The organism is Pseudomonas sp. R1-15 (assembly GCF_051132085.1).
Lineage (GTDB): Bacteria > Pseudomonadota > Gammaproteobacteria > Pseudomonadales > Pseudomonadaceae > Aquipseudomonas.
In genome coordinates, this window is the sequence record NZ_CP071660.1 from 2069504 (window position 1) to 2096069 (window position 26566).

Consider the following 26566-nt stretch of genomic DNA (forward strand, 5'->3'; position numbering starts at 1 on the left):
TACTCTTTCAAGGAATTCGTGGGTTTCGGGGGCGCGGACGCCCGCAACCGGTCTGGCTGTAATCGGCCAGGCTGGGCAGTTTAGCGCGCCATGCGCGAATTTCGAGGCTGTTTTTCATCTGGCTGTCGAATAAATTCAATCGTTTGCCGGCCTGGCCTGTCAGGTGCTTGACAGCATCGGCTATGATACGGGCTTTGATTTATCAGGCCGCACCCGGCCGCGCACTTGTATGTTCAAGGATCCTATGAGCAAGCCCACTGTCGACCCTACCTCGAATTCCAAGACCGGCCCGGCCGTGCCGGTCAATTTCCTGCGCCCGATCATCCAGGCGGACCTGGATTCGGGTAAGCACACGCAGATCGTCACCCGTTTTCCGCCGGAGCCCAACGGCTATCTGCACATCGGTCACGCCAAATCCATTTGCGTGAACTTCGGCCTGGCCGAGGAGTTCGGTGGCGTCACGCACCTGCGTTTCGATGACACCAACCCGGCCAAGGAAGACCAGGAATACATCGACGCGATCAAGAGCGACGTCAAGTGGCTGGGCTTCGAATGGGCCGGCGAAGTGCGCTACGCCTCGCAGTATTTCGACCAGTTGCATGATTGGGCGGTGGAGCTGATCAAGTCCGGCAACGCCTACGTGTGTGACCTGACGCCGGAGCAGGCCAAGGAATATCGCGGCAGCCTGACCGAGCCGGGCCGCAACAGTCCGTTCCGCGATCGCAGCGTGGAAGAGAACCTCGACCTGTTCGCCCGCATGCGCGCTGGTGAATTCCCGGACGGTGCCCGTGTGCTGCGCGCGAAGATCGACATGGCCTCGCCGAACATGAACCTGCGCGACCCGATCATGTACCGCATCCGTCATGCCCATCACCACCAGACGGGCGACAAGTGGTGCATCTACCCGAACTATGACTTCACCCACGGCCAGTCCGACGCCATCGAAGGCATCACGCATTCGATCTGCACCCTGGAGTTCGAAAGTCATCGTCCGCTGTACGAGTGGTTCCTCGAGCATCTGCCGGTGCCGGCCAACCCGCGCCAGTATGAATTCAGCCGCCTGAACCTGAACTACACGATCACCAGCAAGCGCAAGCTCAAGCAACTGGTGGACGAGAAGCACGTCAACGGCTGGGATGACCCACGTATGTCGACGCTGTCGGGTTTCCGCCGTCGTGGCTACACGCCCAAGTCGATCCGCAACTTCTGCGAGATGGTCGGCACCAACCGTTCCGACGGTGTGGTCGATTTCGGCATGCTGGAATTCAGCATTCGCGAGGACCTCGACCACAGCGCACCGCGCGCCATGTGCGTGTTGCGTCCGCTGAAAGTCGTCATCACCAATTACCCGGAAGGCCAGGTCGAGAACCTCGAACTGCCGTGCCACCCGAAAGAAGACATGGGCGTGCGCGTCCTGCCGTTCGCCCGGGAAATCTACATCGACCGTGACGACTTCATGGAAGAGCCACCAAAAGGCTACAAGCGCCTGGAGCCGGCCGGCGAAGTGCGCTTGCGCGGCAGCTACGTGATCCGCGCCGACGAGGCGATCAAGGACGCCGACGGCAACATCGTCGAGCTGCGTTGCTCGTACGATCCCGACACCCTGGGCAAGAACCCGGAAGGTCGCAAGGTCAAGGGCGTGATCCACTGGGTGCCGGCCGCCGCCAGCGTCGAGTGCGAAGTGCGCCTGTACGATCGCCTGTTCCGTTCGCCGAACCCGGAGAAGGCCGAAGACAGCGCCAGCTTCCTGGACAACATCAACCCTGACTCCCTGCAAGTACTTACGGGTTGTCGTGCCGAGCCTTCGCTGGGCAACGCACAGCCGGAAGACCGTTTCCAGTTCGAGCGCGAAGGCTACTTCTGCGCGGATATCAAGGACTCGAAACCTGGTGCTCCGGTATTCAACCGTACCGTGACCTTGCGCGACTCCTGGGGTCAGTGATCAAGTCTTAAGGGAAACCCCGTGCTTACGATCTACAACACGCTCACCAAGAGCAAAGAAGTCTTCAAGCCGCTGGATGGCAACAAGGTCCGTATGTACGTTTGCGGCATGACCGTGTACGACTATTGCCACCTCGGCCATGGCCGCAGCATGGTTGCCTTCGACCTGGTGACCCGTTGGTTGCGCTTCAGCGGTTATGACCTGACCTATGTGCGCAACATCACCGACATCGACGACAAGATCATCAATCGGGCCAACGAGAACGGTGAAGCGTTCGATGCGCTGACCGAGCGCATGATCAAGGCCATGCACGAGGACGAGGCGCGCCTCAACATCCAGAAGCCGGACCTGGAGCCGCGGGCCACGGACCACATCCCGGGCATGCTGGCGATGATCCAGACCCTGATCGACAAGGGCTATGCCTACGCACCGGGCAACGGCGATGTGTACTACCGCGTCGCCAAGTTCATGGGCTACGGCAAGCTGTCGCGCAAGAAGATCGAAGACTTGCGCATCGGCGCACGCATCGAGGTCGACGAGTCGAAAGAAGACCCGCTGGACTTCGTGCTGTGGAAAGGCGCCAAGCCGGGCGAGCCGAGCTGGGATTCACCGTGGGGCGCCGGGCGTCCGGGCTGGCACATCGAATGCTCGGTGATGTCGACCTGCTGCCTGGGCGAGACCTTCGACATTCATGGCGGCGGCAGCGACCTGGAGTTCCCGCACCACGAAAACGAGATCGCCCAGAGCGAAGCGGCCACCGGCAAGACCTACGCCAATGCCTGGATGCATTGCGGCATGATCCGCATCAATGGCGAGAAGATGTCCAAGTCCCTGAACAACTTCTTCACCATCCGCGACGTGCTCGACAAGTATCACCCGGAAGTTGTGCGTTACCTGCTGGTGTCCAGCCACTACCGCAGCGCCATCAACTATTCGGAAGACAACCTCAAGGACGCCAAGGGTGCCCTTGAGCGTTTCTACCATGCCTTGAAGGGCCTGCCCGCCGTGCCGCCTGCTGGTGGCGAAGCGTTCATGGCGCGGTTCACCGAAGTGATGAACGACGACTTCGGCACGCCGGAAGCCTGCGCGGTGCTGTTCGAGATGGTGCGTGAGATCAACCGCCTGCGCGAGAGCGATCTCGATGCGGCGGCGGGCCTGGCAGCGCGGCTGAAGGAATTGGCCAGCGTGTTGGGCGTGTTGCAGCTTGAAGCCGACGACTTCCTGCAAGCCGGCGCCGAAGGCCGGGTGAACGCCGCCGAGGTCGAGGCCTTGATCCAGGCGCGCCTGACCGCGCGGGCCAACAAGGACTGGGCCGAATCCGACCGCATCCGCGACCAGCTCACCGCCATGGGCGTGGTGCTCGAAGACGGCAAGGGCGGGACGACCTGGCGATTGGCGGACTGAGTCCTTCCACCCCTCGCAATACCCCTGTGGGAGCGAGCCTGCTCGCGAAAGCGCAATATCAGCCAACAATGGTTTGACTGATATACCGCATTCGCGAGCAGGCTCGCTCCCACAGTTTTTTGTATGTCCACGCTGGAACAGGTCGCTTCGACCTTCGCGCTGACAGCACAGTCCCCATGCCGGAACCGGTCACGAACGCCTGCTTCGTCGCCATTAAAACGAAACGTCTGACAGCCATGCTGTGAGACATGCCAGTAGTATCGGTTTTAACGGAACGTCAAAGGCGGGATAGAGCAGGGTGAGGCTCGGTCGGCCTGATCTTTAGCCAGCCACTGCGCTGCTGCAAACGGGCTGGCTGCGGATTGCGGCAGGGGCTCAGGGCGTTTGTGGCTTGTCAGGAGCAGTCAGGCCGGCCTGGATACGCTGATAGATTTCTTCGCGGTGCACCGCAACGTTTTTCGGGGCGTTGATGCCGATCCGGACTTGTTGGCCGCTTACGCCCAGAATGGTGATCGTGATGTCGTCACCAATGTTTATGCTTTCACCGACTTTGCGGGTGAGTATCAGCATGGTGTTCTCCTTGATTGCTTTATAGGGCACCTGATTCAGACAGTGCAGATGTCGGTACTGCTTATAGATTAGTGCTAAGTGTCACAATGTGGGTGCCTCTTTCTGACGTGCAGATGCTGCATTAATTCCCAGGGTGCGACTATACAGAGACGCCGGAGAGGTTTCTCGTGTTTTGAGCTCCGTTTGCGGCGTTTTTGGCGACAGTGAGTGCTAAAATTCCCGCCTCATGTCTTTCGGGGGAATCGTTGTGCGTAAATTGGCTTGGGTATTGGTGGTATTGGCGCTGGCGGGATGCGGTGAAGGGCGTGACGTCGCGGCACCCAAGCCCAAGCCCGTGGCGAGCTCTACGCCGGCCGCCGCTGCCGCACCGCAGTGGGCCGTCGAGGTTCGAGGCCAGACGCCCCAGGCCGTCAGCGACCTGACCGGATGGCTGATCGAGCACAGCTTCATGTCCACCGTCGTCAGGGAAAACGGCAAGGACCGCGTCCTGGTAGGGCCGTTAAGCTCGAAGGCTGAAGCCGAAGCGAAGCAGGAACAGATCACCGCTGCCCTGGTCCGTGCGAAGAAACGCAATATCGAAGCCTTGGTGGTGGACTTCCCGCCTGCTCAATAATCGGTCAATACAGAACCTGTGGGAGCGAGCTTGCTCGCGATAGCGGTATATCAGTCGACAAACCTGTTGTCTGTCACTCCGCTATCGCGAGCAAGCTCGCTCCCACATTGTTTTGTGCTGTTAACGAATGCCAGGTCAGCCGCAGGCCTTCAGGTCCACCGGGCCGACGAATTCGTTCCCGCGGCCCATGACACACGCCACGCTCTGGTTGCGCTGGCGTTCCCAGGCCTGCACCGGATAGGTCTTGTCCCAGGCTTCATACAGGCGCCGGTCCTGTTTGGAGAGGCGCAAACCGTATTGTTTGCTCATGTAGAAATACGTCCTGGCGATCATCCCCCGAATGGACGGGCGCGGCATGACTTTCTTGGCCTTGAAATCCACCTGGGTCAGGCATGAGCCGTACTGGCCTTTCTGCACCGGCAACCAGCCGAAGCTGAAGTTGCTGCGATCACCGTTCACCTCGCCAATGCTCGGCACCAGGTTATGCAGATCCGCCTCGGCCCGTTGATAGACCGGGTCGTAGCGGGTGCACTGCTTGCGCCCGCCCTGTTGCCAGCATTGGCGCTGATGGCCGATTTGCCAGGCCGGGACAATATGCTCCCACTCGATGCGGGCGGCGCGATTGGCGTTCTTGCGCGGTACATAACCGCAGGCCGCGAGGTTCACCCGGTTGCCGGTGTATTTGCACCCGCAATAGAACTCGGTGGATTGCGGCGCATAGAGTTTCCAGGCGACTTTCTTGGCTTCGTTGAAGGTGCGCGGCGCACCAGCCTGTGCACCCGTGGCAACGAAGACGAGCAATAAAGCTAAACAGCGAACAATCATCGGGCTCAATCTTCCTTCGGCACAACCCAGAAAACCTGCACACCGCCATCGTCGCGATAAGCGAGGGTGACGTTGTCGTTCTCGTCGATTTCTTCGAGCAGGCGTTCCCACTCGTCGATCGGCTCGTCGGGCAGGCGGAAGATCAGTGCGGCCTTGGCCTTTTGCGCGGTGGGCGAATTGATGATTTTCGAGACGCGCAGGCCGAGTCGTGTGTAGGAATCTAAGGGGGTAGTTGCAGCGAGAGGCGTTGCCACAGGGTTATCCTTATTAAGCTGTACGGGCATACAGTATTTAACCGTAGGCAATTACGCAACTGCTTAAAATTCAAGAAAATCGTCTGACAACACTTTTCCGACTTTGGTGTAGGAGAAATACGTTTTTTAGCGGGTGTGTAGGCGAAGCGCCACCTGCTCGTAGGAAGCAGGTGGCGAAACAGCCCGACCGGAAACGGCCGGGCGTGAGTATCAGTATTCCCAGAATATCCGCTGCAATTCCTTGCTGTCCTGAGTCTTGGTCAGGGCGACCATGGCCAGGATGCGCGCCTTCTGCGGATTCAGGTCGTGGGCCACGACCCAGTCGTATTTGTCGTCAGGCTGTTCGGCGTTGCGCAGCACGAAACCGCCGGCGTTGGCGTGGGACGAACGAATGATCTGCACGCCTTCCTTGCGCAAGGCCTGCAACGAAGGCACAACCCGCGACGACACCGAACCGTTGCCGGTACCGGCATGGATGATCGCCTTGGCGCCGGACTGGGCGAGGGCCTTGTAAGCCGTGTCGCTGACGTTGCCGTAGGAGTAGGCGATTTCCACGTCCGGCAGGCTCTTGATGGTCTTGATGTCGAATTCCGAGTCCAGGGTGTGACGCTTGGCCGGCAGGCGGAACCAGTAGGATTTGCCTTCCACTACCATGCCCAGCGGGCCCCATGGGCTCTTGAAGGCTTCAGTCTTGATGTTGATCATCTTGCTGACATCGCGACCGGACTGGATTTCATCGTTCATGGTCACCAGCACGCCCTTGCCCCGTGCTTCCTTGCTGCTGGCCACGGCCACGGCATTGTAGAGATTGAGCATGCCATCTGCCGACATCGCAGTGCCGGGACGCATCGAGCCGACGACGATGATCGGTTTTTCGGTCTTTTCCACCAGGTTGAGGAAGTACGCGGTTTCTTCCAGCGTGTCGGTGCCATGGGTGATGACAATGCCATCGACGTCATTGCTGTCGGCGAGCTCGGCGACGCGCCGGCCCAGCTCCAGCAGATTGTCGTTGGTGATGCTTTCCGAGGCGATTTGCATGACCTGTTCGCCACGCACATTGGCCAGTCGGCTGAGCTCGGGCACGCCGGCGATCAGTTGTTCGATGCCCACCTTCGCCGCCTGGTAAGTGGCGCTGTTGGCCGAGCTGGCTCCCGCGCCGGCGATGGTGCCGCCGGTGGCGAGGATGACGACGTTGGCGAGCTTTTGCTCAGTTTGGGTTTCTTTTGCCTGGAGCGCGCCGGGCAGCAGGAGCAGAAGGGCCAAGGCGCCCGGGACAAGAGTCTTGAAAGCAGATGTCATTATTTTTCTCTCTAGTCATGAGGAATCTAGTCATGAGGATTCATCTAGATGTTCCGGCAGACCTGAATGCCGGGAACACAGCTGGAGGAGCATGATCCGTACCAGCCCGGTCGGCGCCGCTGATCAGGGCCTAAGACGTTGATATCCATAACGATGTGTATTAAGTGAGGGACCCGGGCAAGCAGTCCGGGGACGGGTTTCCGAATGCCGCGAGTGTTTACTGTTCGGTTACCCGAAAGGGAAAGGGCTGAAAGAAAGATCTGAAGCGCTAAAGAAAAAGCTCTGACGGACGATGCCTTTGTAGGAATTTATTCACGGAGCGAGACATGTCCTTTTCCATCGGCTTTCCCAATGCCGCGACCATCACCCTCGGTGGTAGATCTATCTCCACGCTGAATGCCCTGAAGGAGGCGAGCGCTGACGCGGCTGACGAGGCGCTGCGCGAAACGCAGGAAACCGGCACGGTCCGTGCGAACCTTGCAACCGAAGCCGAGGGCAAGACCGAGAAAAGCAGCAGTACGCAAAGTATCGCTATGCAAGTGCTGCTCAAGCGAATGCAGGAACTCCAGCAGCAATTGCGGGAGCAGCAGCAACAACTTGCCGCTGCACAGACGCGTGCCTATTCAACGCCCGAAGCCAAGACGACCGCTATCATGGCTATCCAAGGGCAAATCGCCGATACCACCGGCGCGCTGCAACAGGTCACCGGCAACCTGATCAAGGAACTGGCCAAGGATTCGGGTTCGGGGGCGCTGGTGAATACCACCGCTTGAGGTGTCAACGTTGCGGATGAAACCGCAACGTTGACAAAACCCTGATGCTTTACCATAGTTCATTCCACGCAAACGTTTGCGCGGCTGTCGTGCGACGATTTTGCTCACAATAATCATAAAATCGGAGTGAACCCATGAAGCTGCCATTCGCTGGACGCCTTCTCGCCGTCGCCATGCTCGCGGCCGCATCCGCAGCGCTGCCATTCTCCTCGGCGCTCGCCCAGACCACCGAAAAACCCAAGGTCGCCCTGGTCATGAAATCCCTGGCCAACGAATTCTTCCTGACCATGGAAGATGGCGCCAAGGCTTATCAGAAGGAACACTCCGCCGATTTCGACCTGATCTCCAACGGGATCAAGGATGAAACCGACACCGCCAACCAGATTCGCATCGTCGAGCAGATGATCGTGTCCAAGGTCGATGCGCTGATCATCGCGCCGGCCGACTCCAAGGCCATGGTGCCGGTGATCAAGAAAGCCGTGGATGCCGGCATCACTGTGATCAACATCGATAACCAGCTCGATCCGGCCGTGGTCAAGAGCAAGAACATCAACGTGCCGTTCGTAGGCCCGGACAACCGCAAGGGCGCCCGCCTGGTGGGTGAATACCTGGCCAAGCAGCTCAAGGCCGGTGACGAGGTCGGCATCATCGAAGGTGTGTCGACCACCACCAACGCCCAGGCGCGCACCGCAGGCTTCAAGGATGCGATGGAAGCGGCGCAGATCAAGGTCGTCTCCCTGCAATCCGGTGACTGGGAAATCAACAAGGGCAACCAGGTTGCCGCGTCGATGCTCAGCGAATACCCGAACATCAAGGCACTCCTGGCCGGCAACGACAGCATGGCGGTCGGTGCGGTCTCGGCCGTTCGTGCCGCTGGCAAGGCGGGCAAGGTGCAAGTGGTCGGCTACGACAACATCAACGCCATCAAGCCGATGCTCAAGGACGGTCGCGTCCTGGCGACGGCCGACCAGTTCGCTGCCAGGCAGGCAGTGTTCGGCATCGAAACCGCGCTGAAGATGCTCAAGGGCGAAAAAGTCGACAGCGGCACCAACGGCGTCATCGAAACTCCGGTCGAGCTGGTGACCAAGCCGTAACCCTGGCGACACAACGGCGCTCGCCCGACCGGGCGGGCGCATTGGAGAGTTTGTTATGTCCGTTCGTGATCCGAACGCTGTCCTTTGCGTCAGCGGTATCGGCAAGACCTATGCGCAGCCGGTACTGAGCGATATCACCCTGACGTTGATGCGCGGTGAAGTGCTGGCGCTGACCGGCGAAAATGGCGCCGGCAAAAGTACCTTGTCCAAGATCATCGGCGGGCTGGTCACGCCGACAACCGGGCAGATGCAATTCCAGGGGCAGGATTACCGTCCCGGCAGCCGGACCCAGGCTGAATCGTTGGGCGTGCGCATGGTGATGCAGGAGCTCAACCTGCTGCCGACCCTTTCCGTGGCTGAAAACCTGTTCCTCGACAACCTGCCCAGCCACGCTGGCTGGATCAGCCGCAAGCAATTGCGCAAGGCGGCAGTCGAGGCCATGGCCCAGGTGGGGCTGGATGCCATCGATCCTGACACGTTGGTCGGTGAGCTGGGGATCGGTCACCAACAGATGGTCGAGATCGCCCGCAACCTGATCGGCGATTGCCATGTGCTGATCCTCGACGAACCGACCGCCATGCTGACGGCCCGTGAAGTCGAGATGCTGTTCGAACAGATCACCCGTCTGCAGGCCCGCGGCGTGTCGATCATCTACATTTCCCATCGCCTCGAAGAACTGGCGCGGGTGGCCCAGCGCATTGCGGTGTTGCGCGACGGCAACCTGGTCTGCGTCGAGCCGATGGCCAACTACAACAGCGAGCAACTGGTGACGCTGATGGTCGGTCGCGAGCTGGGCGAGCACATCGACCTGGGCCCGCGCCAGATCGGCGCACCGGCACTGACGGTCAAGGGCCTGAGCCGTTCCGACAAGGTTCGCGATGTGTCCTTTGAAGTTCGCAGTGGCGAAATCTTCGGTATTTCCGGCCTGATCGGGGCGGGGCGCACCGAGCTGCTGCGGCTGATCTTCGGCGCCGATGCGGCCGACAGCGGCACGGTGGCGCTGGGTTCACCGGCGCAGGTGGTGAGCATTCGCTCGCCGGCCGACGCGGTAGCTCATGGCATCGCCTTGATTACCGAGGATCGCAAGGGCGAAGGCTTGCTGCTGACCCAATCCATCGCGGCCAACATTGCCTTGGGCAACATGCCGGAGATTTCCAGTGGCGGTTTCGTCAACGGCAGCGAGGAACTCTCGCTGGCGCAGCGGCAGATCGATGCCATGCGCATCCGCAGCTCCAGCCCGACGCAGCTGGTGTCGGAACTGTCCGGCGGCAACCAGCAGAAGGTCGTGATCGGCCGCTGGCTCGAACGCGATTGCTCGGTATTGCTGTTCGACGAGCCGACCCGGGGCATCGACGTCGGCGCCAAATTCGACATTTATGCGCTGCTTGGTGAGTTGACTCGCCAGGGCAAGGCGCTGGTCGTGGTGTCCAGTGACCTGCGGGAACTGATGCTGATCTGCGACCGGATCGGCGTGCTGTCCGCCGGGCGCCTGATCGACACTTTCGAGCGCGACAGCTGGACCCAGGATGACTTGCTTGCCGCCGCGTTCGCCGGCTACCAGAAACGTGATGCGTTGCTCAACGAAGCAGCGCCTAGGGAACTCTCATGAAAACCGCTCCTGCCGTCGGCAAATCGAATGGCAACTTTTATGGCCTTGGCACCTACCTGGGCCTGGCCGGCGCCTTGCTGGCCATGGTCGCGCTGTTCTCGGTCCTGAGCAGCCATTTCCTTTCCTACGACACTTTCAGCACCCTTGCCAACCAGATTCCGGATTTGATGGTACTGGCGGTCGGCATGACGTTCATCCTGATCATCGGCGGCATCGACCTGTCGGTGGGCTCGGTGCTGGCGCTGGCGGCCTCGACGGTCAGCGTGGCGGTGCTCGGCTGGGGCTGGAGTGTCTGGCCGTCGGCCTTGCTCGGCATGGCCGTGGCGGCGCTGGCCGGGACGGTGACCGGTTCGATTACCGTAGCGTGGCGCATCCCGTCGTTCATCGTCTCGCTGGGCGTGCTGGAAATGGCCCGTGGCCTGGCGTACCAGATGACCGGCTCGCGGACCGCCTATATCGGCGACTCCTTCGCCTGGTTGTCCAACCCGATCGCCTTCGGTATTTCCCCTTCGTTCATCATTGCCTTGCTGGTGATTTTCATTGCCCAGGCCGTGCTGACCCGTACCGTGTTCGGTCGCTACCTGATCGGCATCGGCACCAACGAAGAGGCCGTGCGCCTGGCCGGCATCAATCCCAAACCCTACAAGATCCTGGTGTTCAGCCTGATGGGGCTGCTCGCCGGTGTCGCCGCGCTGTTCCAGATTTCGCGCCTGGAGGCGGCCGATCCCAACGCCGGTTCAGGGCTTGAGCTGCAGGTCATCGCCGCGGTGGTCATCGGCGGTACGAGCCTGATGGGCGGGCGCGGCTCGGTCATCAGTACCTTCTTCGGCGTGTTGATCATCTCGGTGCTGGCGGCGGGTCTGGCCCAGATCGGCGCGACCGAGCCGACCAAAAGGATCATTACCGGCGCGGTGATCGTGGTGGCGGTGGTGCTCGATACGTACCGCAGCCAGCGCGCCAGTCGGCGGGCTTGAAGCATGGCGACGATCAAGGATGTGGCGGCGCTCGCGGGGATTTCCTACACGACGGTGTCCCACGTGGTGAACAAGACGCGGCCGGTCAGTGACGAGGTGCGACGCAAAGTCGAGGCGGCCATCGAGCGGTTGGACTACGTGCCCAGCGCGGTGGCGCGTTCGCTCAAAGCCAAGACCACGGCGACCATTGGCCTGCTGGTGCCCAACAGCCTCAACCCGTACTTCGCGGAACTGGCTCGCGGGATCGAGGATTACTGCGAGCGCAATGGCTATTGCGTGATCCTGTGCAATTCCGACGACAACCCGGACAAGCAGCGCAGTTACCTGCGGGTGCTGCTGGAAAAACGCATCGACGGCTTGATCGTGGCGTCGGCCGGCGGCGATGTCGGCCTGGCCGAAGGCTTGGCCAACGTGCGCACGCCCATGGTGATCGTCGACCGCGGGCTCGATGGGGTGGACGCCGACCTGGTGCGTATCGACCACGAATATGGCGCGTACCTGGCGACCCGGCACTTGCTGGAGCTAGGGCACCGCGACATTGCCTTTATCGGTGGGCCGGCGGACACCAGTGTGGCGCAGATGCGCCTGGCGGGTTACTGCCGTGCGCTGAAAGAGGCGGGGATCGAATTGCCCGTAGAGCGCATGCTCGAAAGCGATTTCACCAGTACCGGCGGCTATCGCGCGGCGGCGCAACTGCTTGAGCAGCCGCCGCCCAGCGCGATCTTCGCCGCCAACGATATGATCGGCATCGGTGCGCTGCGCGCCGCCGCTGAACGCAACGTGCGGGTGCCCGGCGAGCTGTCGATCATCGGCTTCGACGACATCCAGATGAGCCGTTACGTCTACCCGGCGCTGACCACGGTGGGGCAATCGATCCTGCAGCTCGGCGAGATGGCGGCCGAAGTGCTGCTACGCCGGATCGCCACGCCGACGCTTGCCACCGACCAGCGGATCGTGACGCCCAGCATTGTCTTGCGAGAATCGACTGCACCGCTGTCCGGTACATTCGCCCAATACCGCTGAACCGAATTGACGAGTAATGATGTATGCCAGCAAAAGTAGTGGTAATAGGCAGCCTGAACATGGACCTGGTGACGCGTGCGCCACGTCTGCCCCGTGGCGGTGAAACGCTGATCGGGGAATCGTTTTCGACCATCCCCGGCGGCAAGGGCGCCAACCAGGCGGTGGCTGCCGCGCGCCTCGGGGCGCAAGTGTCCATGGTCGGTTGCGTCGGCGGTGACGCCTACGGTCAGCAACTGCGCGGTGCGCTGGTGGCCGAAGGCATTGATTGCCAGGCCGTCAGCGTTGTCGAGGGTTCCAGCGGCGTGGCGCTGATCGTAGTCGATGACAACAGCCAGAATGCGATCGTGATCGTCGCCGGCGCCAACGGTGAGCTGACGCCGGCTGTGCTCGACAGTTTCGACGCGGTGCTGCAAAGCGCCGAGGTCATCATCTGCCAGCTCGAAGTGCCGGATGCGACAGTGGGCCATGCGCTCAAGCGTGGCCGTGAACTTGGCAAGACCGTCATCCTCAATCCGGCCCCCGCTTCTCGGGCATTGCCCGCCGACTGGTATGCCTGCGTCGATTACCTGATTCCCAACGAAAGTGAAGCGGCGATCCTCAGCGGCCTGGCGGTGGAGTCCCTGGAAAACGCCGAAGCCGCCGCGACCCAGTTGATCGGCGCCGGTGCCGGCAAGGTGATCGTGACCCTGGGGGCCCAGGGGCTGATGTTCGCCAACGGTTCGAGCTTCGAACATTTCCCGGCGCCGCGGGTCAAGGCGGTGGACACCACGGCAGCGGGCGACACGTTTGTCGGCGGGTTTGCCGCGGCCCTGGCCAGCGGCAAGAATGAGGTCGAGGCTATTCGTTTCGGCCAGGTCGCCGCTGCACTGTCGGTCACCCGCGCGGGCGCTCAGCCTTCCATTCCAACCCTGCAGGAAGTACAGGCGTTCGAAGCATGAAAAAAACTCCTCTGTTGAACATCGCCCTGTCGCGATTGATCGCCTCCCTCGGTCATGGCGACAAGGTGGTCATCGGTGACGCCGGCCTGCCGGTGCCGCCCCACGTCGAGTTGATTGACCTGGCGCTGACCCATGGGGTTCCGGATTTCGTCAGTACCTTGAAAGTGGTGCTCAGCGAAATGCAGGTCGAGCGCCATGTGCTGGCTCAGGAAATCCTCGATAGACAACCGTCGGCCCTGGCCACGTTGCAGGCGCTGCATGCCGAAGGCGCGTTGGGCACGCGGGAGCTGGTCAGCCACGAGCAATTCAAGACGCTCAGCCGAGAGGCGAGGGCGATCATTCGCACAGGAGAATGTTCTCCATACTGCAACGTGGTGCTGATCGCCGGCGTCACGTTCTAGGTTTTCCCACCAGCACAAGGAGTGCGCCATGCACCGCTATGCTCAGAAAATGCATCAACTGTTGCGGAGTCTGCTGCTTTTGTCATTGCTCACGGCTACAAGCGCCCAGGCGGCGGAAAAAATCGACCTGATCATCGACACCGATCCAGGCGCCGATGACGTTGTTGCGTTGTTGTTCGCCCTGGCATCCCCCGAAGAGCTGCATATTCGGGCGTTGACCACCGTTGCCGGCAACGTGCGCCTGGACAAGACATCCCGCAACGCGCGCCTTGCTCGCGAGTGGGCCGGTCGTGAAGAGGTTCCGGTGTACGCCGGTGCCCCGAAGCCGTTGATGCGCACGCCGATCTACGCCGAAAACATCCATGGCAAGGAAGGTTTGTCCGGTGTCGAGGTGCATGAGCCGAAGAAAGGATTGGCCGAGGGCAATGCCGTCAACTACCTGATCGACACGCTCAAGGCCGCCAAGCCACACAGCATCACCATTGCGATGCTCGGCCCGCAAACCAACCTTGCCCTGGCGCTGGTCCAGGAGCCCGACATCGTCCAGGGCATCAAGGAAGTGGTGATCATGGGCGGCGCGCATTTCAACGGCGGCAATATCACGCCGGTGGCGGAGTTCAACCTGTACGCCGATCCCCAGGCGGCAGAGATAGTCGCCAAAAGCGGGCTGAAGCTGACGTATCTGCCACTGGACGTGACCCACAAGATCCTCACCAGCGAGGCACGCCTCAAGCAGATCGCCGCGCTGAACAACAACGCCAGCAAGCTGGTCGGCAATATTCTCAATGAGTACGTCAAGGGCGATATGGAGCACTACGGCATGACCGGCGGGCCGGTGCATGATGCGACCGTGATCGCCTATCTGCTAAAGCCGCAGTTGTTTACCGGGCGTTCGGTCAATCTGGTGGTGGACAGTCGTGAAGGTCCGACGTTCGGGCAGACGGTCGTCGATTGGTACGACGGCCTCAAGGCGCCCAAGAATGCCTTCTGGGTGAAGGACGGCGATGCCCAGGGGTTCTTCGACCTGTTGACCGAGCGGCTGGCCCGCCTCAAGTAGACCCTCTCGCAGCGAGCCCCGCAGGCGCCGGCCTGCGGTGGTCTAGTCAACCGTCTCGATAATGCTCGGGTAGCGTTCGAACGCCTGCTGGATGAAGTTCTGAGCGCCTTGCGTCCCGAGCTCTTTCACCAACAACTCGATGCCGATGATTGCCAGTTCCTCAGGGCTGCCCGGGCTGTATGAGCTGTGGCCCTGGGCCCATTTGGCATTGATGGTGGCTTCGATGCTGACGGTGCTCATGGTCGGGCTCGCAGGTTGGGAGATCAGTAGGCTGAGTTAAGCATTTTTGCTTCGGGTTTGGCAGTGCGACTTAGGCATCAGAAGTGCGGTATGCGACACTTGGCTTTTGATTTTTTCGAGGAGCCCTGGCATGCAGATCGACCTGAACAAACCAGATGGACTTACCCTCGACTCGGTTCGCCAATTGCTGGCTTCTGCCAGTGATGACGAGCATACCCAACTGCGAGTGACCAAGGACGGCATCGCCTATCTGTCTTCGGGCATCGTGGGTGGTGCTGAAATCGATGGCCTGCGGTTCCGGCTCGAGACATGGGCGAAAGGGTCAGGCTACGTTGGCCGGGTCGCGGCAAGTGACGAGGTCTGGGTCATGCAGATCTATAACGCGCTGAAGGACAACTGGCCGAACCCACCCTTCGATTACATCGATATCTATTGAGCACCGTTCATATTCAGTCACGATTCAGCTCTGGACTGGCGGTCGTGCTCGGGCAAACTGCCGGTTTTTCCAGTGAGGGCGCAATGATAGCGCCGGTGTTGAAACCAAGCGTCATCCCGGCTGTCGCACGCTCACTACTATCCATCGAAAAAAGGAGGCTTCATGCCTTGGAAGCTCGTGTCATTGAATATTCTGTTGGCCGCCACGTTATTGAGCGGATGCAGTAGCACGTCGGAGTCGACGCCTGATCCTGTAGCAGCCGAGGCCGGTCATACCCGCTGCGATGCCAAGGCCGCCGAGTTTGCCGTCGGCAAGCAGGCTTCGCCGCAGTTGCTTGAGCAAGCGCGCGCTCGATCCGGTGCGCAGAATGCCCGGATTCTCAAACCCAACGACATGATCACGCTTGAGTACCGCTCCGATCGCCTCAACCTCAACACCGATGCCAAGCTGGTGGTCAATCGGGTGAGCTGCGGCTGACAGGCGGTTTCCAGCAGGCCATAAAAAACCCCGTCACATGGACGGGGTTTTTTTAGCGCGCCGGGAAATTACTCTGGGCGAACTTGTGCAGCTTGCATACCCTTTTGGCCTTTCTCAGCCACGAAGGAAACGGTCTGGCCTTCTTTCAGGCTTTTGAAACCGTCGCTTTCGATAGCTTTGAAGTGTACGAACAGGTCGTCACCGCCACCTTGAGGAGTGATGAAGCCGAAGCCTTTTTCATCGTTGAACCATTTAACGGTGCCGGTTTGGCGATTAGACATGGTGTATCTCCAAGAAACATATATTTTCAGTGTACTGTGCTGCTCAGGCCAACTGGGCACACCCGGGTATCATAGTCGAAATGTTCGATTTGGGAGCCCCCCGGACGAGCTGTTTGCCAATCAGTCGTGTTTCCTTTACCCCCTGAACCGGCTGGAAGGCCCGGTTTCAAAGGCTTTCAGCCGAACGTAAAGACGATAAAAAAAGCTGTAAAACCTGAATAAATCCTGAAAAAAGCCGCTTATCCAAGCCTTTTCAGCTGTTCCGAGCCGTCTCTGGGGCCTCGATCACTCATTTTTTTGCGGGTGGATTGGCCTTGCATTTGGCGATCTGACCGAGCGCTTTCTGCTGCAGTTCAGGGGTGGCCTTATTGTCCATCAGCGCCTGGATATCGCTCGCCGGGTAGGATTTGATCGCGTCCGCACCACAAGCGCAGTGGGCCTTGGCCGCCGCTGCGCCAATCTGCGGGGTCGCCGCTTGAGTGCACTGTGCCATGTATTTTTCGCGCTCGCCCTTGGGCCATTCGGCGTGGGCACTTAGCGGAAGCAGCAAGGCGAGGGGGGCGACTACTGCCAATAGGGTGTTCAGACGCATGCGGGGATGCTCCTTTGTGGGTCGATGTCTTGTTATCTGAGGCGTAGCAGACGCTTCGGTTCAGCACTCTGGCATAAAAATCGTCAGTTTACGCCGGCTTCGATCCAGGCGCGGCGATGACCGTTCATCTGTGCTAGGATGCCGGGCTCGGGTATTTCTCAGGCTCCGGAGGCAACAGGCCCCGGCGGCGGTAAATGTTCGATCAACCCTGATTTGAATCCCAGTCACTCTGGTTCGGTTTCCCGGTTGGCCGCAAGGCTCCTGCCGCTGTAAGGCAGGCGTTCTTCATTGAACGGCCTGGACTGGATCTTGTACTGGCTCATCCCAACCCACGTGACCTTTGGTAGGGGTCACCACTAGGAGAGGAGGCGCCATGCCAACTATTACTCTTCCCGACGGCAGTCAACGTTCATTCGACCACCCGGTTTCCGTAGCCGAGGTCGCCGCATCCATCGGCGCGGGCCTGGCCAAGGCCACGCTGGCCGGCAAGGTCAACGGCAAGCTGGTCGACGCCAGCGATGTCATCGACAGCGATGCCACGCTGCAAATCATCACGCCCAAGGACGAAGAGGGGCTGGAGATCATTCGCCACTCTTGCGCGCACCTGGTTGGCCATGCGGTCAAGCAGCTGTATCCGAGCGCGAAAATGGTCATCGGTCCGGTCATCGACGAAGGCTTTTATTACGACATCGCCTTCGAGCGTCCTTTTACCCCGGACGACATGGCCGCCATCGAACAGCGCATGCAGCAGTTGATCGAGAAAGACTACGACGTCATCAAGAAGGTCACCCCGCGCGCCGAAGTCATTGAAGTCTTCAAGGCCCGTGGCGAGGACTACAAGCTGCGTCTGGTGGAAGACATGCCGGACGAACAGGCCATGGGCCTGTACTACCACGAAGAATACGTCGACATGTGCCGCGGCCCGCACGTGCCGAACACCCGTTTCCTGAAGTCCTTCAAGCTGACCAAGCTGTCCGGCGCCTACTGGCGTGGCGATGCGAAGAACGAACAGTTGCAGCGCGTCTACGGCACCGCCTGGGCCGACAAGAAGCAGCTGGCGGCCTACATCCAGCGCATCGAGGAAGCGGAAAAACGCGACCACCGCAAGATCGGCAAGCGCCTCGGCCTGTTCCACACCCAGGAAGAATCCCCGGGCATGGTGTTCTGGCACCCGAATGGCTGGACGCTGTATCAGGTGCTCGAGCAATACATGCGCCAGGTCCAGCGCGAAAACGGCTACCTGGAGATCAAGACGCCGCAGGTGGTTGACCGCAGCCTGTGGGAGAAATCCGGGCACTGGGCCAACTACGCCGACAACATGTTCACCACCCAGTCGGAAAACCGCGACTACGCCATCAAACCGATGAACTGCCCGTGCCACGTGCAGGTGTTCAACCAGGGCCTGAAAAGCTACCGTGAGTTGCCGATGCGCCTGGCCGAGTTCGGTGCCTGCCACCGCAACGAGCCATCGGGTGCGCTGCACGGCATCATGCGCGTGCGGGCCTTTACCCAGGACGACGCCCACATTTTCTGCACCGAAGAGCAGATGCAGGCCGAATCCGCCGCGTTCATCAAGCTGACCATGGACGTCTACCGGGACTTCGGCTTCACCGAAGTCGAGATGAAGCTGTCCACTCGTCCGGAAAAACGCGTCGGCTCCGACGAGCTGTGGGATCGCGCCGAAGCAGCCCTGGCCGCTGCGCTCGACAGCGCGGGCCTTGCGTACGATCTGCAGCCGGGCGAGGGCGCTTTCTACGGTCCGAAGATCGAATTCTCGCTGAAAGATTGCCTTGGTCGCGTCTGGCAGTGTGGTACCCTGCAGCTCGATTTTAACCTGCCGATCCGTCTGGGCGCTGAATATGTGTCCGAAGACAACAGCCGCAAGCACCCGGTCATGCTTCACCGCGCGATCCTCGGTTCCTTCGAGCGTTTCGTCGGTATCCTGATCGAACACTACGAGGGTGCGTTCCCCGCGTGGCTGGCGCCGACCCAGGCAGTGATCATGAATATCACTGATAAACAGGCAGATTTTGCCGCTGAAGTCGAAAAAACTCTCAACCAAAGCGGATTTCGTGCCAAGTCCGACTTGAGAAATGAAAAGATCGGCTTTAAAATCCGCGAGCATACTTTGCTCAAGGTTCCCTTTCTCTTGGTTATTGGAGATCGGGAGGTCGAGATGCAGACTGTCGCTGTGCGTACTCGTGAAGGTGCTGACCTGGGCTCGATGCCCGTCGCCGAATTCGCTGAGTTTCTCGCGCAAGCGGTTTCCCGGCGTGGTCGCCCAGATTCGGAGTAATTATTATTAAGCGTGAAATGAGACAAGATAAACGAGCTGCACCGAAAGCCCCGATCAACGAGAATATCTCGGCACGCGAGGTTCGGTTAATTGGCGCTGATGGCGAGCAGATTGGCATCGTCTCGATTGATGAAGCGCTTCGTATTGCTGAAGAAGCCAAGCTTGATCTGGTGGAAATTTCCGCGGACGCAGTCCCACCCGTTTGCCGGGTGATGGACTACGGCAAGTCGATCTTCGAAAAGAAGAAGCAGATTGCCGCGGCGAAGAAAAACCAGAAGCAGATTCAGGTAAAAGAAATCAAGTTTCGTCCAGGGACGGAGGAAGGGGATTACCAGGTAAAACTGCGCAACCTGGTACGTTTCCTGAGTGACGGGGACAGGGCCAAGGTATCCTTGCGATTCCGCGGCCGTGAGATGGCCCACCAGGAGCTGGGGATGGAACTCCTCAAGCGGGTTGAACAAGACCTGCTCGAGTACGGTTCGGTCGAACAGCATCCTAAGATGGAAGGACGCCAGCTGATCATGGTCATCGCCCCGAAAAAGAAGAAGTAATCAACAGGGCACGGCAGGCCTTGCGATTATGTTTATCAACTGAATGCGGAGTATCCGAACATGCCAAAGATGAAGACTAAAAGTGGTGCTGCTAAGCGGTTTCTGAAAACTGCTAACGGTATCAAGCACAAGCACGCTTTCAAGAGCCACATCCTGACCAAAATGTCGACCAAGCGTAAGCGTCAACTGCGCGGTAGCAGCTTGCTGCATCCGTCTGACGTGGCAAAAGTCGAGCGCATGCTGCGCCTTCGTTAATTTTTGGATCAAGAATAGAGGAAGTAACTCATGGCTCGTGTAAAGCGTGGCGTCATTGCCCGTAAGCGTCACAAAAAAATTCTGAAACTTGCTAAAGGCTACTACGGCGCGCGTTCCCGCGTATTCCGTGTTGCCAAGCAAGCGGTAATCAAGGCAGGCCAATACGCCTACCGTGACCGTCGTCAGAAAAAACGTCAGTTCCGCGCTCTGTGGATCGCTCGTATCAATGCTGGTGCTCGTGTTAACGGTCTGTCCTACAGCCGTTTCATCGCTGGCCTGAAAAAAGCGTCCATCGAGATCGACCGCAAGGTTCTGGCTGATCTGGCAGTGAACGAAAAAGCGGCGTTTGCTGCGATTGTCGAGAAAGCTAAAGCCACCTTGGCTTAAGTACCCCCGGCAGTCACTAGGGCTCACCTCTGTGGGCCCAGGTGTCAAACGTCTTAAATAGGGGAAGAGCCTTAAAGCTCTTCCCCTATTTTGTATCTGGAGTCTGTACATGGAAAACCTGGACGCGCTGGTCGCTCAAGCACTAGAGGCTGTGCAAAGCGCTGAAGATATCAATGCCCTGGAGCAAATCCGGGTTCACTACCTTGGCAAGAAAGGCGAGTTGACTCAGGTGATGAAGACCCTGGGGAACCTGCCGGCTGAAGAGCGTCCGCAGGTCGGTGCGCTGATAAACGTCGCCAAGGAGCGTGTTACAGAGGTCCTCAATGCGCGCAAGGCGTTGTTCGAGGAGGCGGATCTGGCTGCCAAACTCGCCGCCGAGTCCATCGACGTGACCCTGCCTGGCCGTGGCCAGACTTCCGGTGGCTTGCATCCGGTGACCCGCACCCTGGAGCGCATCGAGCAGTTCTTCACCCATATCGGCTATGGCATCGCCGAAGGCCCTGAGGTCGAAGACGACTACCACAACTTCGAAGCGCTCAACATCCCAGGCCATCACCCGGCCCGGTCGATGCATGACACCTTCTATTTCAATGCGAACATGCTGTTGCGCACCCATACCTCGCCGGTACAGGTCCGCACCATGGAGTCGCAGCAGCCGCCGATCCGCATCGTCTGCCCAGGCCGTGTGTACCGCAGCGACTCCGATATCACCCACTCGCCGATGTTCCATCAGGTTGAAGGCCTGCTAGTGGATCGCGACATCAATTTCGCCGACCTGAAAGGCACTATCGAAGAGTTCCTGCGGGTGTTCTTCGAAAAAGAACTGGCCGTGCGTTTCCGCCCTTCGTACTTCCCGTTCACCGAGCCATCGGCGGAAGTCGACATGGAATGCGTGATGTGCAGCGGCAAAGGCTGCCGTGTCTGCAAACAGACCGGCTGGCTGGAAGTCATGGGCTGCGGCATGGTTCATCCGAACGTGCTGCGCATGTCCGGGATCGATCCGGAAGAGTTCTCCGGCTTTGCCTTCGGCATGGGCGTCGAGCGCCTGGCCATGCTGCGTTACGGTGTGAATGACTTGCGCCTGTTCTTCGACAACGACTTGCGATTCCTTGCGCAATTTCGCTAGGTCGCAGTCGGTAACGAATTTATTAAGGGGAGCAGGATGAAATTCAGTGAACAATGGCTGCGCGGCTGGGTAAGCCCGCAGGTAAGCCAGGACGAGCTGGTTGCTCGCCTGTCGATGGCCGGCCTTGAGGTCGATAGCGTGACGCCGGCCGCCGGTGAGTTCAGCGGTGTGGTCGTGGGCGAGGTGCTGAGCACCGAGCAGCACCCGGACGCCGATAAACTGCGGGTTTGCCAGGTCAGCAATGGCACGGAGACCTTCCAGGTCGTCTGCGGCGCGCCCAATGTGCGCCCGGGCCTGAAGATCCCGTTCGCCATGATCGGCGCCGAACTGCCGGGCGACTTCAAGATCAAGAAAGCCAAGCTGCGCGGCGTCGAATCCAACGGCATGTTGTGCTCCCAGGCCGAGCTGCAGATCGGCGAAGGCAATGACGGCCTGATGGAACTGCCGGCCGACGCACCGGTTGGCCAGGACATTCGTGTGTACCTGGGCCTGGACGATGCCAGCATCGAAGTCGACCTGACGCCGAACCGTGGCGACTGCCTGTCCCTCGCCGGTCTGGCGCGCGAAGTGGGCGCCTTGTATGACGCACCGGTTACCCGCCCTGCGGTCGCGGTCGTTCCGGCGGTGCATGATGAAGTGCGCCCGGTTGAAGTTCTCGCGCCGGCCGCATGCCCGCGTTATCTGGGTCGTGTGATCCGTAACGTCGACCTGTCGAAGCCGACCCCGCTGTGGATGGTCGAGCGCCTGCGGCGCGCCGACGTGCGCAGCATCGACGCGGCCGTCGACATCACCAACTATGTGATGCTCGAACTGGGCCAGCCGCTCCACGCGTTCGACCTGGCTGAAATCAACGGCGGCATCCGCGTGCGCATGGCCGACGAAGGCGAGAAGCTGGTACTGCTCGACGGCCAGGAAGTGACCCTGCGCAGCGACACACTGGTGATTGCCGACCACACCCGCGCCCTGGCGATTGCCGGCGTGATGGGCGGCGAGCACAGTGGCGTCTCCAAGACGACCCGTGACGTGTTCCTCGAAAGCGCGTTCTTCGACCAGATCGCCGTCGCTGGCAAGGCCCGTTCGTACGGCCTGCACACCGACGCCTCGCACCGCTACGAGCGTGGCGTGGACTGGCAGCTGGCCCGTGAAGCCATGGAGCGCGCCACTGGCCTGCTGCTGGAAATCACCGGTGGCGAAGCCGGCCCGATCATCGAGACGGTCAGCGAGCAGCATTTGCCGAAGATCGCGCCGGTGACCCTGCGCGCCCAACGCATCACCCAGATGCTGGGCATGGAAATGGACTCGGCCGAAGTCGAGCGCCTGCTTAGCGCCTTGGGCCTGGGCATCCGCGCCGATGGGCAAGGGCAGTGGCAGGTTGAAGTGCCGAGCCACCGCTTCGATATCAGCCTGGAAGTCGACCTGATCGAAGAACTGGCCCGCCTGTACGGCTACAACCGTCTGCCGGTTCGCTACCCGCAAGCCCGTCTGGCTCCACAGGCCAAGGCTGAGGCGCGTAGCGAGCTGCCGGAACTGCGCCGCCTGCTGGTGGCCCGTGGTTACCAGGAAGCGATCACCTACAGCTTCATCGATCCGCGCCAGTTCGAGCTGTTCAGCCCGGGTGTCGAGCCGCTGCTGCTGGCCAACCCGATCTCCAACGACATGGCGGCCATGCGTTCGTCCTTGTGGCCGGGCCTGGTCAAGTCGTTGCAGCACAACCTGAACCGCCAGCAGGACCGCGTGCGTCTGTTCGAAAGTGGCCTGCGCTTCGTTGGGCAACTGGACGGCTTGAAGCAAGAGCCGATGCTGGCCGGTGTCGTCTGTGGCAGCCGCCTGCCGGAAGGCTGGGCGCAAGGTCGCGATGTCGTCGACTTCTTCGACGTCAAGGCTGACGTGGAAGCGGTGCTGGGCTTCGCCGGGGCGCTTGACGCGTTCACCTTCGTGCCGGGCAAGCATCCGGCGCTGCACCCGGGCCAAACCGCACGCATCGAGCGAGACGGGCGCGAAGTCGGTTATGTCGGGGCGATTCACCCTGAATTGTCGAAGACCCTGGGCCTCGACCGTCCGGTCTTCGTTTTCGAGCTGGTGCTGGCCGAAGTCGCTCAAGGAAAAATGCCGAAATTCCAGGAGTTGTCGCGCTTTCCTGAAGTGCGTCGTGACCTTGCCCTGGTGGCCGATGTCAGCGTCGCATCCAGCGACGTACTGGCAGTAATCCGTGAAAATGCAGGCGAATGGCTGACGGACCTCAGGCTATTTGACGTGTATCAGGGTAAAGGCATTGATCCGCATAGAAAAAGCCTTGCAGTCGGCTTGACCTGGCAGCATCCATCGCGCACTCTTAACGACGATGAGGTGAATACCGCAACGCAGAATATCCTCACCTCGCTCGAACACAGGTTGAACGCCACGTTAAGGAAGTGACGTATGGGGGCTCTGACGAAAGCTGAGATGGCGGAACGTCTGTATGAGGAGTTGGGCCTGAATAAACGGGAGGCCAAAGAATTGGTCGAACTGTTTTTCGAAGAAATCAGGCACGCTCTCGAAGACAACGAACAGGTCAAATTGTCTGGTTTCGGCAATTTCGACCTTCGGGACAAACGCCAGCGGCCTGGCCGCAATCCGAAAACGGGAGAAGAAATCCCGATCACGGCTCGCCGTGTGGTCACCTTTCGTCCAGGGCAGAAGTTGAAGGCCCGAGTTGAGGCTTATGCTGGAACCAAGTCATAACGACGAGCTACCCGTCATCCCAGGCAAACGCTACTTCACCATCGGTGAAGTCAGCGAGCTGTGTGCGGTAAAACCGCACGTGCTGCGCTATTGGGAGCAGGAGTTTCCTCAACTCAACCCGGTCAAGCGCCGCGGAAACCGCCGGTATTATCAGCGCCAGGACGTGCTGATGATCCGCCAGATCCGCGCGCTGCTGTACGACCAGGGGTTCACCATCGGCGGCGCGCGCCTGCGCCTCTCCGGTGATGAGGCCAAAGACGACACAACCCAGTACAAACAAATGATCCGCCAGATGATCGCCGAGCTTGAAGATGTGCTGGTGGTGCTCAAGAAATAAATTTCTGCTTTTAAATACTTCCAGTTTTCAAAAGCTTGCGATATATTCCTGAGCGTTCCGTTGAGAAGCGGAACAAGATTCACGCCTAGTCGGGGCGTAGCGCAGTCCGGTAGCGCACTAGCATGGGGTGCTAGGGGTCGAGTGTTCGAATCACTCCGTCCCGACCATATTTTTCAAGGGGTTGCGAGATTTTATCTCGCGGCCTTTTTTATTTTTGGTGTTTGTTACTCCCACGAGTGTCTCGCTCTCACATTTTTGAAAGGTTTCGTGTAATTCATTGTACTGCCCGCGGTCGGGAACTTAGATAATTTTTCCAAAACCCGGCCCAAGAGCCGGGTTTTTGTTGAGGTGACATGGACACTCCTGCTCAACAACTCCATCGATTCTACGTCGACGCAATGCTTGTTCCTGGGGCGCTTACCTTCGCGTTAGTAGTTTTCTTAATGGTTCTTGGTAGAAAACGTCCTGACGTGCCAGGAGTCTGGATTTGGGTGGTGCTTGTTTTAGCTTTTTTCACCATCACCTGTTTACCGCACGCAAAGCAGCTTCTATTTCCAATGCCTTGCACTATCCGGTTTGTTTCCCCGACAGATATGTGCAATTTCGGCCCCGCCGTACGATTGAAAGCAGGCGTGTTGGCAGGGGCTTTAGGCGCAATTATTGCGTTTGTATCGACGAAATCCGTGCTGTTCATACGCCACAGAGCAGGATCGTAGCCCGATACAAACGAAAACAAACCCGACCACCGTGCCGGGTTTTTTATTTCCTGTTTCACCTGTAGCCAGGACAGCCCTCGGGACGACCTGGACGCCGATTAGCCAGACAGTACGGCGTACGGAAATAACACCGGCAGCCCGCGCACCTTGACCTCACGTGCTTTCGGGTTGGCGCGAGACTTGAGCGGCGAGATCGATGCAATAGGGCGTCGACGTTGCGAAGGCCTTCGGCAGACAGCGGGAAAGACTGCGCACCTATTCAGGGCCTCTGCACTCGCAGGGTTTTTTTATGTCTGTTCAACAGGACATGCTCGACCTCGACGACCTTTTCAATTTCTGCGACCTGAGCACTTTCACCCAAAACATTCCCATAGAGTGGGTAGCGTCTGCGCTGATCTATCGAGCCAGGCCGCCATTCGCCGACGATGCCTGCCCGCTGATCAAGTGCTTTGACTGGTGCTCGGCATGGCGCTGTTTCGTGACAAGCCGCTTCACGAGGTGGCCAGACGCTTGAATGTTTGCGCCCAAGGCCTCGCCTCCGAGCACTTGTTGGCCCGAAGCGGCGTAACCGAAGAGCGCAAACGACTCGGCGCCGATCCCGATGAGTGGCTATTCCGTAAGACCGGTACTCAGTGGGGAGCGCAGCGCTATGACGAGGATGACTGGCACGGTTTGCAGGTGTTCGCCGTGGACGGTACGCTTTTGCGCACACCGGATCCTCCTGAGCTACGAGATCACTTTGGATCGGGAAACACACCGAGTGATCGTCAGACACCTTTTCCCATGATGCGCCTAGTGGCACTGATGAATGTACGCTCGCACCTGATTCTGGACGCTCAATTGGGGCCTTACCGTCGCAGTGAAATGCGCTTGGCCGACGAGTTTTTGCAGCAGATCCCCGATCACTCCGTGATGCTCTTCGATAAAGGATTCTGGGGTGCTGAAATGCCGTCGAGCTTGAGTAACGTCGGAACCCACCGTCATTGGTTGATCCCCGCCAAAAAAGGCACGGTCTGTGAGGAATTGGTTCATTACGGCGAGCACGACCGCTTGGTACGCATGAAGGTCTCACCGCAAGCCAGAAAGCGAAGTCCGGCTCTTGGCACGCACTGGGAAGCCCGCGAAGTCAGCTATGAGATCCAGGGCAGAGTAAAAACAGTCATGACATCGTGCCAGCCACCACCTACAGCACCAAGGTCGTTGCGAAGCTTTATCAGGAGCGCTGGGAAATCGCTGGGCTTCAGGGATATCAAAAGCTCCATGCCTTGGCTCGACCGAACACGCCTGGTCCTCAGACACAGAAATGCAAAGATAGACATATCTCGCGGTCAAGCCGCAGGAGAAAAGGCATGAGCGATTTAACGGATTGGTTGAA

General features: G+C 59.6%; 28 protein-coding genes, 1 tRNA gene and 1 pseudogene. 23 read left to right on the forward strand and 7 right to left on the reverse strand.

Going from position 1 to position 26566, the window contains the following annotated elements; genetic code table 11:
• The first annotated feature begins 244 nt into the window (after window positions 1-244).
• Entirely contained in the window at window positions 245-1942 is a 1698-nt protein-coding gene (locus J3P97_RS09370) for a glutamine--tRNA ligase/YqeY domain fusion protein (protein ID WP_434673983.1), read from the forward strand.
• Window positions 1943-1963: 21 nt separating this feature from the next.
• Complete coding sequence (gene cysS, locus J3P97_RS09375) at window positions 1964-3346, forward strand: cysteine--tRNA ligase (protein WP_434603585.1); 1383 nt, start codon at window positions 1964-1966, stop codon at window positions 3344-3346.
• 375 nt (window positions 3347-3721) lie between these two features.
• Here the strand turns inward: cysS and csrA are convergent, their stop codons facing one another.
• A complete protein-coding gene (csrA, locus tag J3P97_RS09380) occupies window positions 3722-3916 on the reverse strand; it encodes a carbon storage regulator CsrA (RefSeq protein ID WP_003179932.1) in 195 nt (64 codons plus the stop codon).
• Between the two features lie 247 nt (window positions 3917-4163).
• On the opposite strand from csrA, the gene J3P97_RS09385 reads away from it, so the two are divergent.
• A complete protein-coding gene (locus J3P97_RS09385) occupies window positions 4164-4529 on the forward strand; it encodes an SPOR domain-containing protein (RefSeq protein WP_434603587.1) in 366 nt (121 codons plus the stop codon).
• Between the two features lie 135 nt (window positions 4530-4664).
• On the opposite strand, the gene J3P97_RS09390 is transcribed toward J3P97_RS09385, so the two are convergent.
• From J3P97_RS09390 to J3P97_RS09400, 3 genes are all read right to left on the reverse strand, one after another.
• A complete protein-coding gene (locus J3P97_RS09390) occupies window positions 4665-5354 on the reverse strand; it encodes an endonuclease (RefSeq protein ID WP_434569087.1) in 690 nt (229 codons plus the stop codon).
• A gap of 5 nt (window positions 5355-5359) precedes the next feature.
• Window positions 5360-5659 carry a DUF1654 domain-containing protein gene (locus tag J3P97_RS09395; RefSeq protein ID WP_434569086.1) on the reverse strand — a complete coding sequence of 100 codons (300 nt, stop codon included), beginning with the start codon at window positions 5657-5659 and terminating at the stop codon, window positions 5360-5362.
• A 159-nt stretch (window positions 5660-5818) separates the two neighbouring features.
• Window positions 5819-6907: an asparaginase gene (locus tag J3P97_RS09400; RefSeq protein ID WP_434673984.1), complete on the reverse strand. Its 1089-nt coding sequence runs from the start codon at window positions 6905-6907 to the stop codon at window positions 5819-5821.
• A gap of 326 nt (window positions 6908-7233) precedes the next feature.
• On the opposite strand from J3P97_RS09400, the gene J3P97_RS09405 reads away from it, so the two are divergent.
• The 8 genes from J3P97_RS09405 (at window position 7234) to J3P97_RS09440 (ending at window position 14776) form a co-directional block, all read left to right on the forward strand.
• Window positions 7234-7680 carry a hypothetical protein gene (locus J3P97_RS09405; RefSeq protein WP_434673985.1) on the forward strand — a complete coding sequence of 149 codons (447 nt, stop codon included), beginning with the start codon at window positions 7234-7236 and terminating at the stop codon, window positions 7678-7680.
• A 134-nt stretch (window positions 7681-7814) separates the two neighbouring features.
• A complete protein-coding gene (locus J3P97_RS09410; RefSeq protein ID WP_434603594.1) occupies window positions 7815-8774 on the forward strand; it encodes a sugar ABC transporter substrate-binding protein in 960 nt (319 codons plus the stop codon).
• A gap of 55 nt (window positions 8775-8829) precedes the next feature.
• On the forward strand, window positions 8830-10383 hold the full coding sequence (locus J3P97_RS09415) for a sugar ABC transporter ATP-binding protein (protein ID WP_305495676.1): 1554 nt from the start codon (window positions 8830-8832) through the stop codon (window positions 10381-10383).
• Entirely contained in the window at window positions 10380-11357 is a 978-nt protein-coding gene (locus tag J3P97_RS09420; protein WP_305495674.1) for an ABC transporter permease, read from the forward strand. Before J3P97_RS09415 ends, J3P97_RS09420 begins: the two co-directional genes overlap by 4 nt.
• Before the next feature lie 3 nt (window positions 11358-11360).
• Window positions 11361-12380: a LacI family DNA-binding transcriptional regulator gene (locus J3P97_RS09425; protein WP_434673986.1), complete on the forward strand. Its 1020-nt coding sequence runs from the start codon at window positions 11361-11363 to the stop codon at window positions 12378-12380.
• Window positions 12381-12403: 23 nt separating this feature from the next.
• Window positions 12404-13318: a ribokinase gene (rbsK, locus tag J3P97_RS09430; RefSeq protein WP_434603598.1), complete on the forward strand. Its 915-nt coding sequence runs from the start codon at window positions 12404-12406 to the stop codon at window positions 13316-13318.
• Window positions 13315-13719, forward strand: coding sequence for a D-ribose pyranase (rbsD, locus tag J3P97_RS09435; protein ID WP_434603600.1), 405 nt, complete (start codon window positions 13315-13317; stop codon window positions 13717-13719). The genes rbsK and rbsD overlap by 4 nt, the downstream gene beginning before the upstream one ends.
• Before the next feature lie 28 nt (window positions 13720-13747).
• Window positions 13748-14776, forward strand: coding sequence for a nucleoside hydrolase (locus tag J3P97_RS09440; RefSeq protein ID WP_434603602.1), 1029 nt, complete (start codon window positions 13748-13750; stop codon window positions 14774-14776).
• 42 nt (window positions 14777-14818) lie between these two features.
• On the opposite strand, the gene J3P97_RS09445 is transcribed toward J3P97_RS09440, so the two are convergent.
• A complete protein-coding gene (locus J3P97_RS09445) occupies window positions 14819-15016 on the reverse strand; it encodes a hypothetical protein (protein ID WP_305495666.1) in 198 nt (65 codons plus the stop codon).
• Between the two features lie 130 nt (window positions 15017-15146).
• On the opposite strand from J3P97_RS09445, the gene J3P97_RS09450 reads away from it, so the two are divergent.
• Both J3P97_RS09450 and J3P97_RS09455 read left to right on the forward strand, forming a co-directional pair.
• The gene (locus tag J3P97_RS09450) at window positions 15147-15452 is read left to right on the forward strand and encodes a hypothetical protein (RefSeq protein ID WP_434569077.1); all 306 of its coding nucleotides are present in this window, start codon (window positions 15147-15149) and stop codon (window positions 15450-15452) included.
• Between the two features lie 162 nt (window positions 15453-15614).
• A complete protein-coding gene (locus J3P97_RS09455) occupies window positions 15615-15929 on the forward strand; it encodes an I78 family peptidase inhibitor (protein WP_434673987.1) in 315 nt (104 codons plus the stop codon).
• A 68-nt stretch (window positions 15930-15997) separates the two neighbouring features.
• Here the strand turns inward: J3P97_RS09455 and J3P97_RS09460 are convergent, their stop codons facing one another.
• Together J3P97_RS09460 and J3P97_RS09465 are read right to left on the reverse strand one after the other, a co-directional pair.
• On the reverse strand, window positions 15998-16210 hold the full coding sequence (locus J3P97_RS09460) for a cold-shock protein (protein ID WP_003179963.1): 213 nt from the start codon (window positions 16208-16210) through the stop codon (window positions 15998-16000).
• 289 nt (window positions 16211-16499) lie between these two features.
• Window positions 16500-16802, reverse strand: coding sequence for a hypothetical protein (locus J3P97_RS09465; protein ID WP_305495662.1), 303 nt, complete (start codon window positions 16800-16802; stop codon window positions 16500-16502).
• Between the two features lie 373 nt (window positions 16803-17175).
• Here J3P97_RS09465 and thrS point away from each other — a divergent pair, with 373 nt between their 5' ends.
• The 10 genes and pseudogenes from thrS to J3P97_RS09515 form a co-directional block, all read left to right on the forward strand.
• Window positions 17176-19098 (forward strand): threonine--tRNA ligase, encoded by a 1923-nt coding sequence (thrS, locus tag J3P97_RS09470; RefSeq protein ID WP_305495660.1) that lies wholly within the window; start codon window positions 17176-17178, stop codon window positions 19096-19098.
• Entirely contained in the window at window positions 19098-19649 is a 552-nt protein-coding gene (infC, locus tag J3P97_RS09475; protein ID WP_169432615.1) for a translation initiation factor IF-3, read from the forward strand. Before thrS ends, infC begins: the two co-directional genes overlap by 1 nt.
• 60 nt (window positions 19650-19709) lie before the next feature.
• The gene (gene rpmI, locus J3P97_RS09480; protein ID WP_002553160.1) at window positions 19710-19904 is read left to right on the forward strand and encodes a 50S ribosomal protein L35; all 195 of its coding nucleotides are present in this window, start codon (window positions 19710-19712) and stop codon (window positions 19902-19904) included.
• A 30-nt stretch (window positions 19905-19934) separates the two neighbouring features.
• On the forward strand, window positions 19935-20291 hold the full coding sequence (gene rplT, locus J3P97_RS09485; protein ID WP_002553161.1) for a 50S ribosomal protein L20: 357 nt from the start codon (window positions 19935-19937) through the stop codon (window positions 20289-20291).
• A gap of 109 nt (window positions 20292-20400) precedes the next feature.
• Entirely contained in the window at window positions 20401-21417 is a 1017-nt protein-coding gene (gene pheS / locus J3P97_RS09490; RefSeq protein WP_003203624.1) for a phenylalanine--tRNA ligase subunit alpha, read from the forward strand.
• 36 nt (window positions 21418-21453) lie between these two features.
• Window positions 21454-23832: a phenylalanine--tRNA ligase subunit beta gene (pheT, locus tag J3P97_RS09495; protein WP_434673988.1), complete on the forward strand. Its 2379-nt coding sequence runs from the start codon at window positions 21454-21456 to the stop codon at window positions 23830-23832.
• 3 nt (window positions 23833-23835) lie between these two features.
• A complete protein-coding gene (gene ihfA, locus J3P97_RS09500) occupies window positions 23836-24138 on the forward strand; it encodes an integration host factor subunit alpha (RefSeq protein WP_002553164.1) in 303 nt (100 codons plus the stop codon).
• Window positions 24119-24475 carry a MerR family transcriptional regulator gene (locus tag J3P97_RS09505; RefSeq protein ID WP_003179985.1) on the forward strand — a complete coding sequence of 119 codons (357 nt, stop codon included), beginning with the start codon at window positions 24119-24121 and terminating at the stop codon, window positions 24473-24475. The genes ihfA and J3P97_RS09505 overlap by 20 nt, the downstream gene beginning before the upstream one ends.
• A 90-nt stretch (window positions 24476-24565) precedes the next feature.
• A tRNA-Pro gene (locus J3P97_RS09510) sits at window positions 24566-24642 on the forward strand.
• An 838-nt stretch (window positions 24643-25480) separates the two neighbouring features.
• Window positions 25481-26454 (forward strand): annotated as a pseudogene (locus tag J3P97_RS09515) (IS4 family transposase); the annotation flags it as partial.
• Window positions 26455-26566 lie beyond the last annotated feature (112 nt).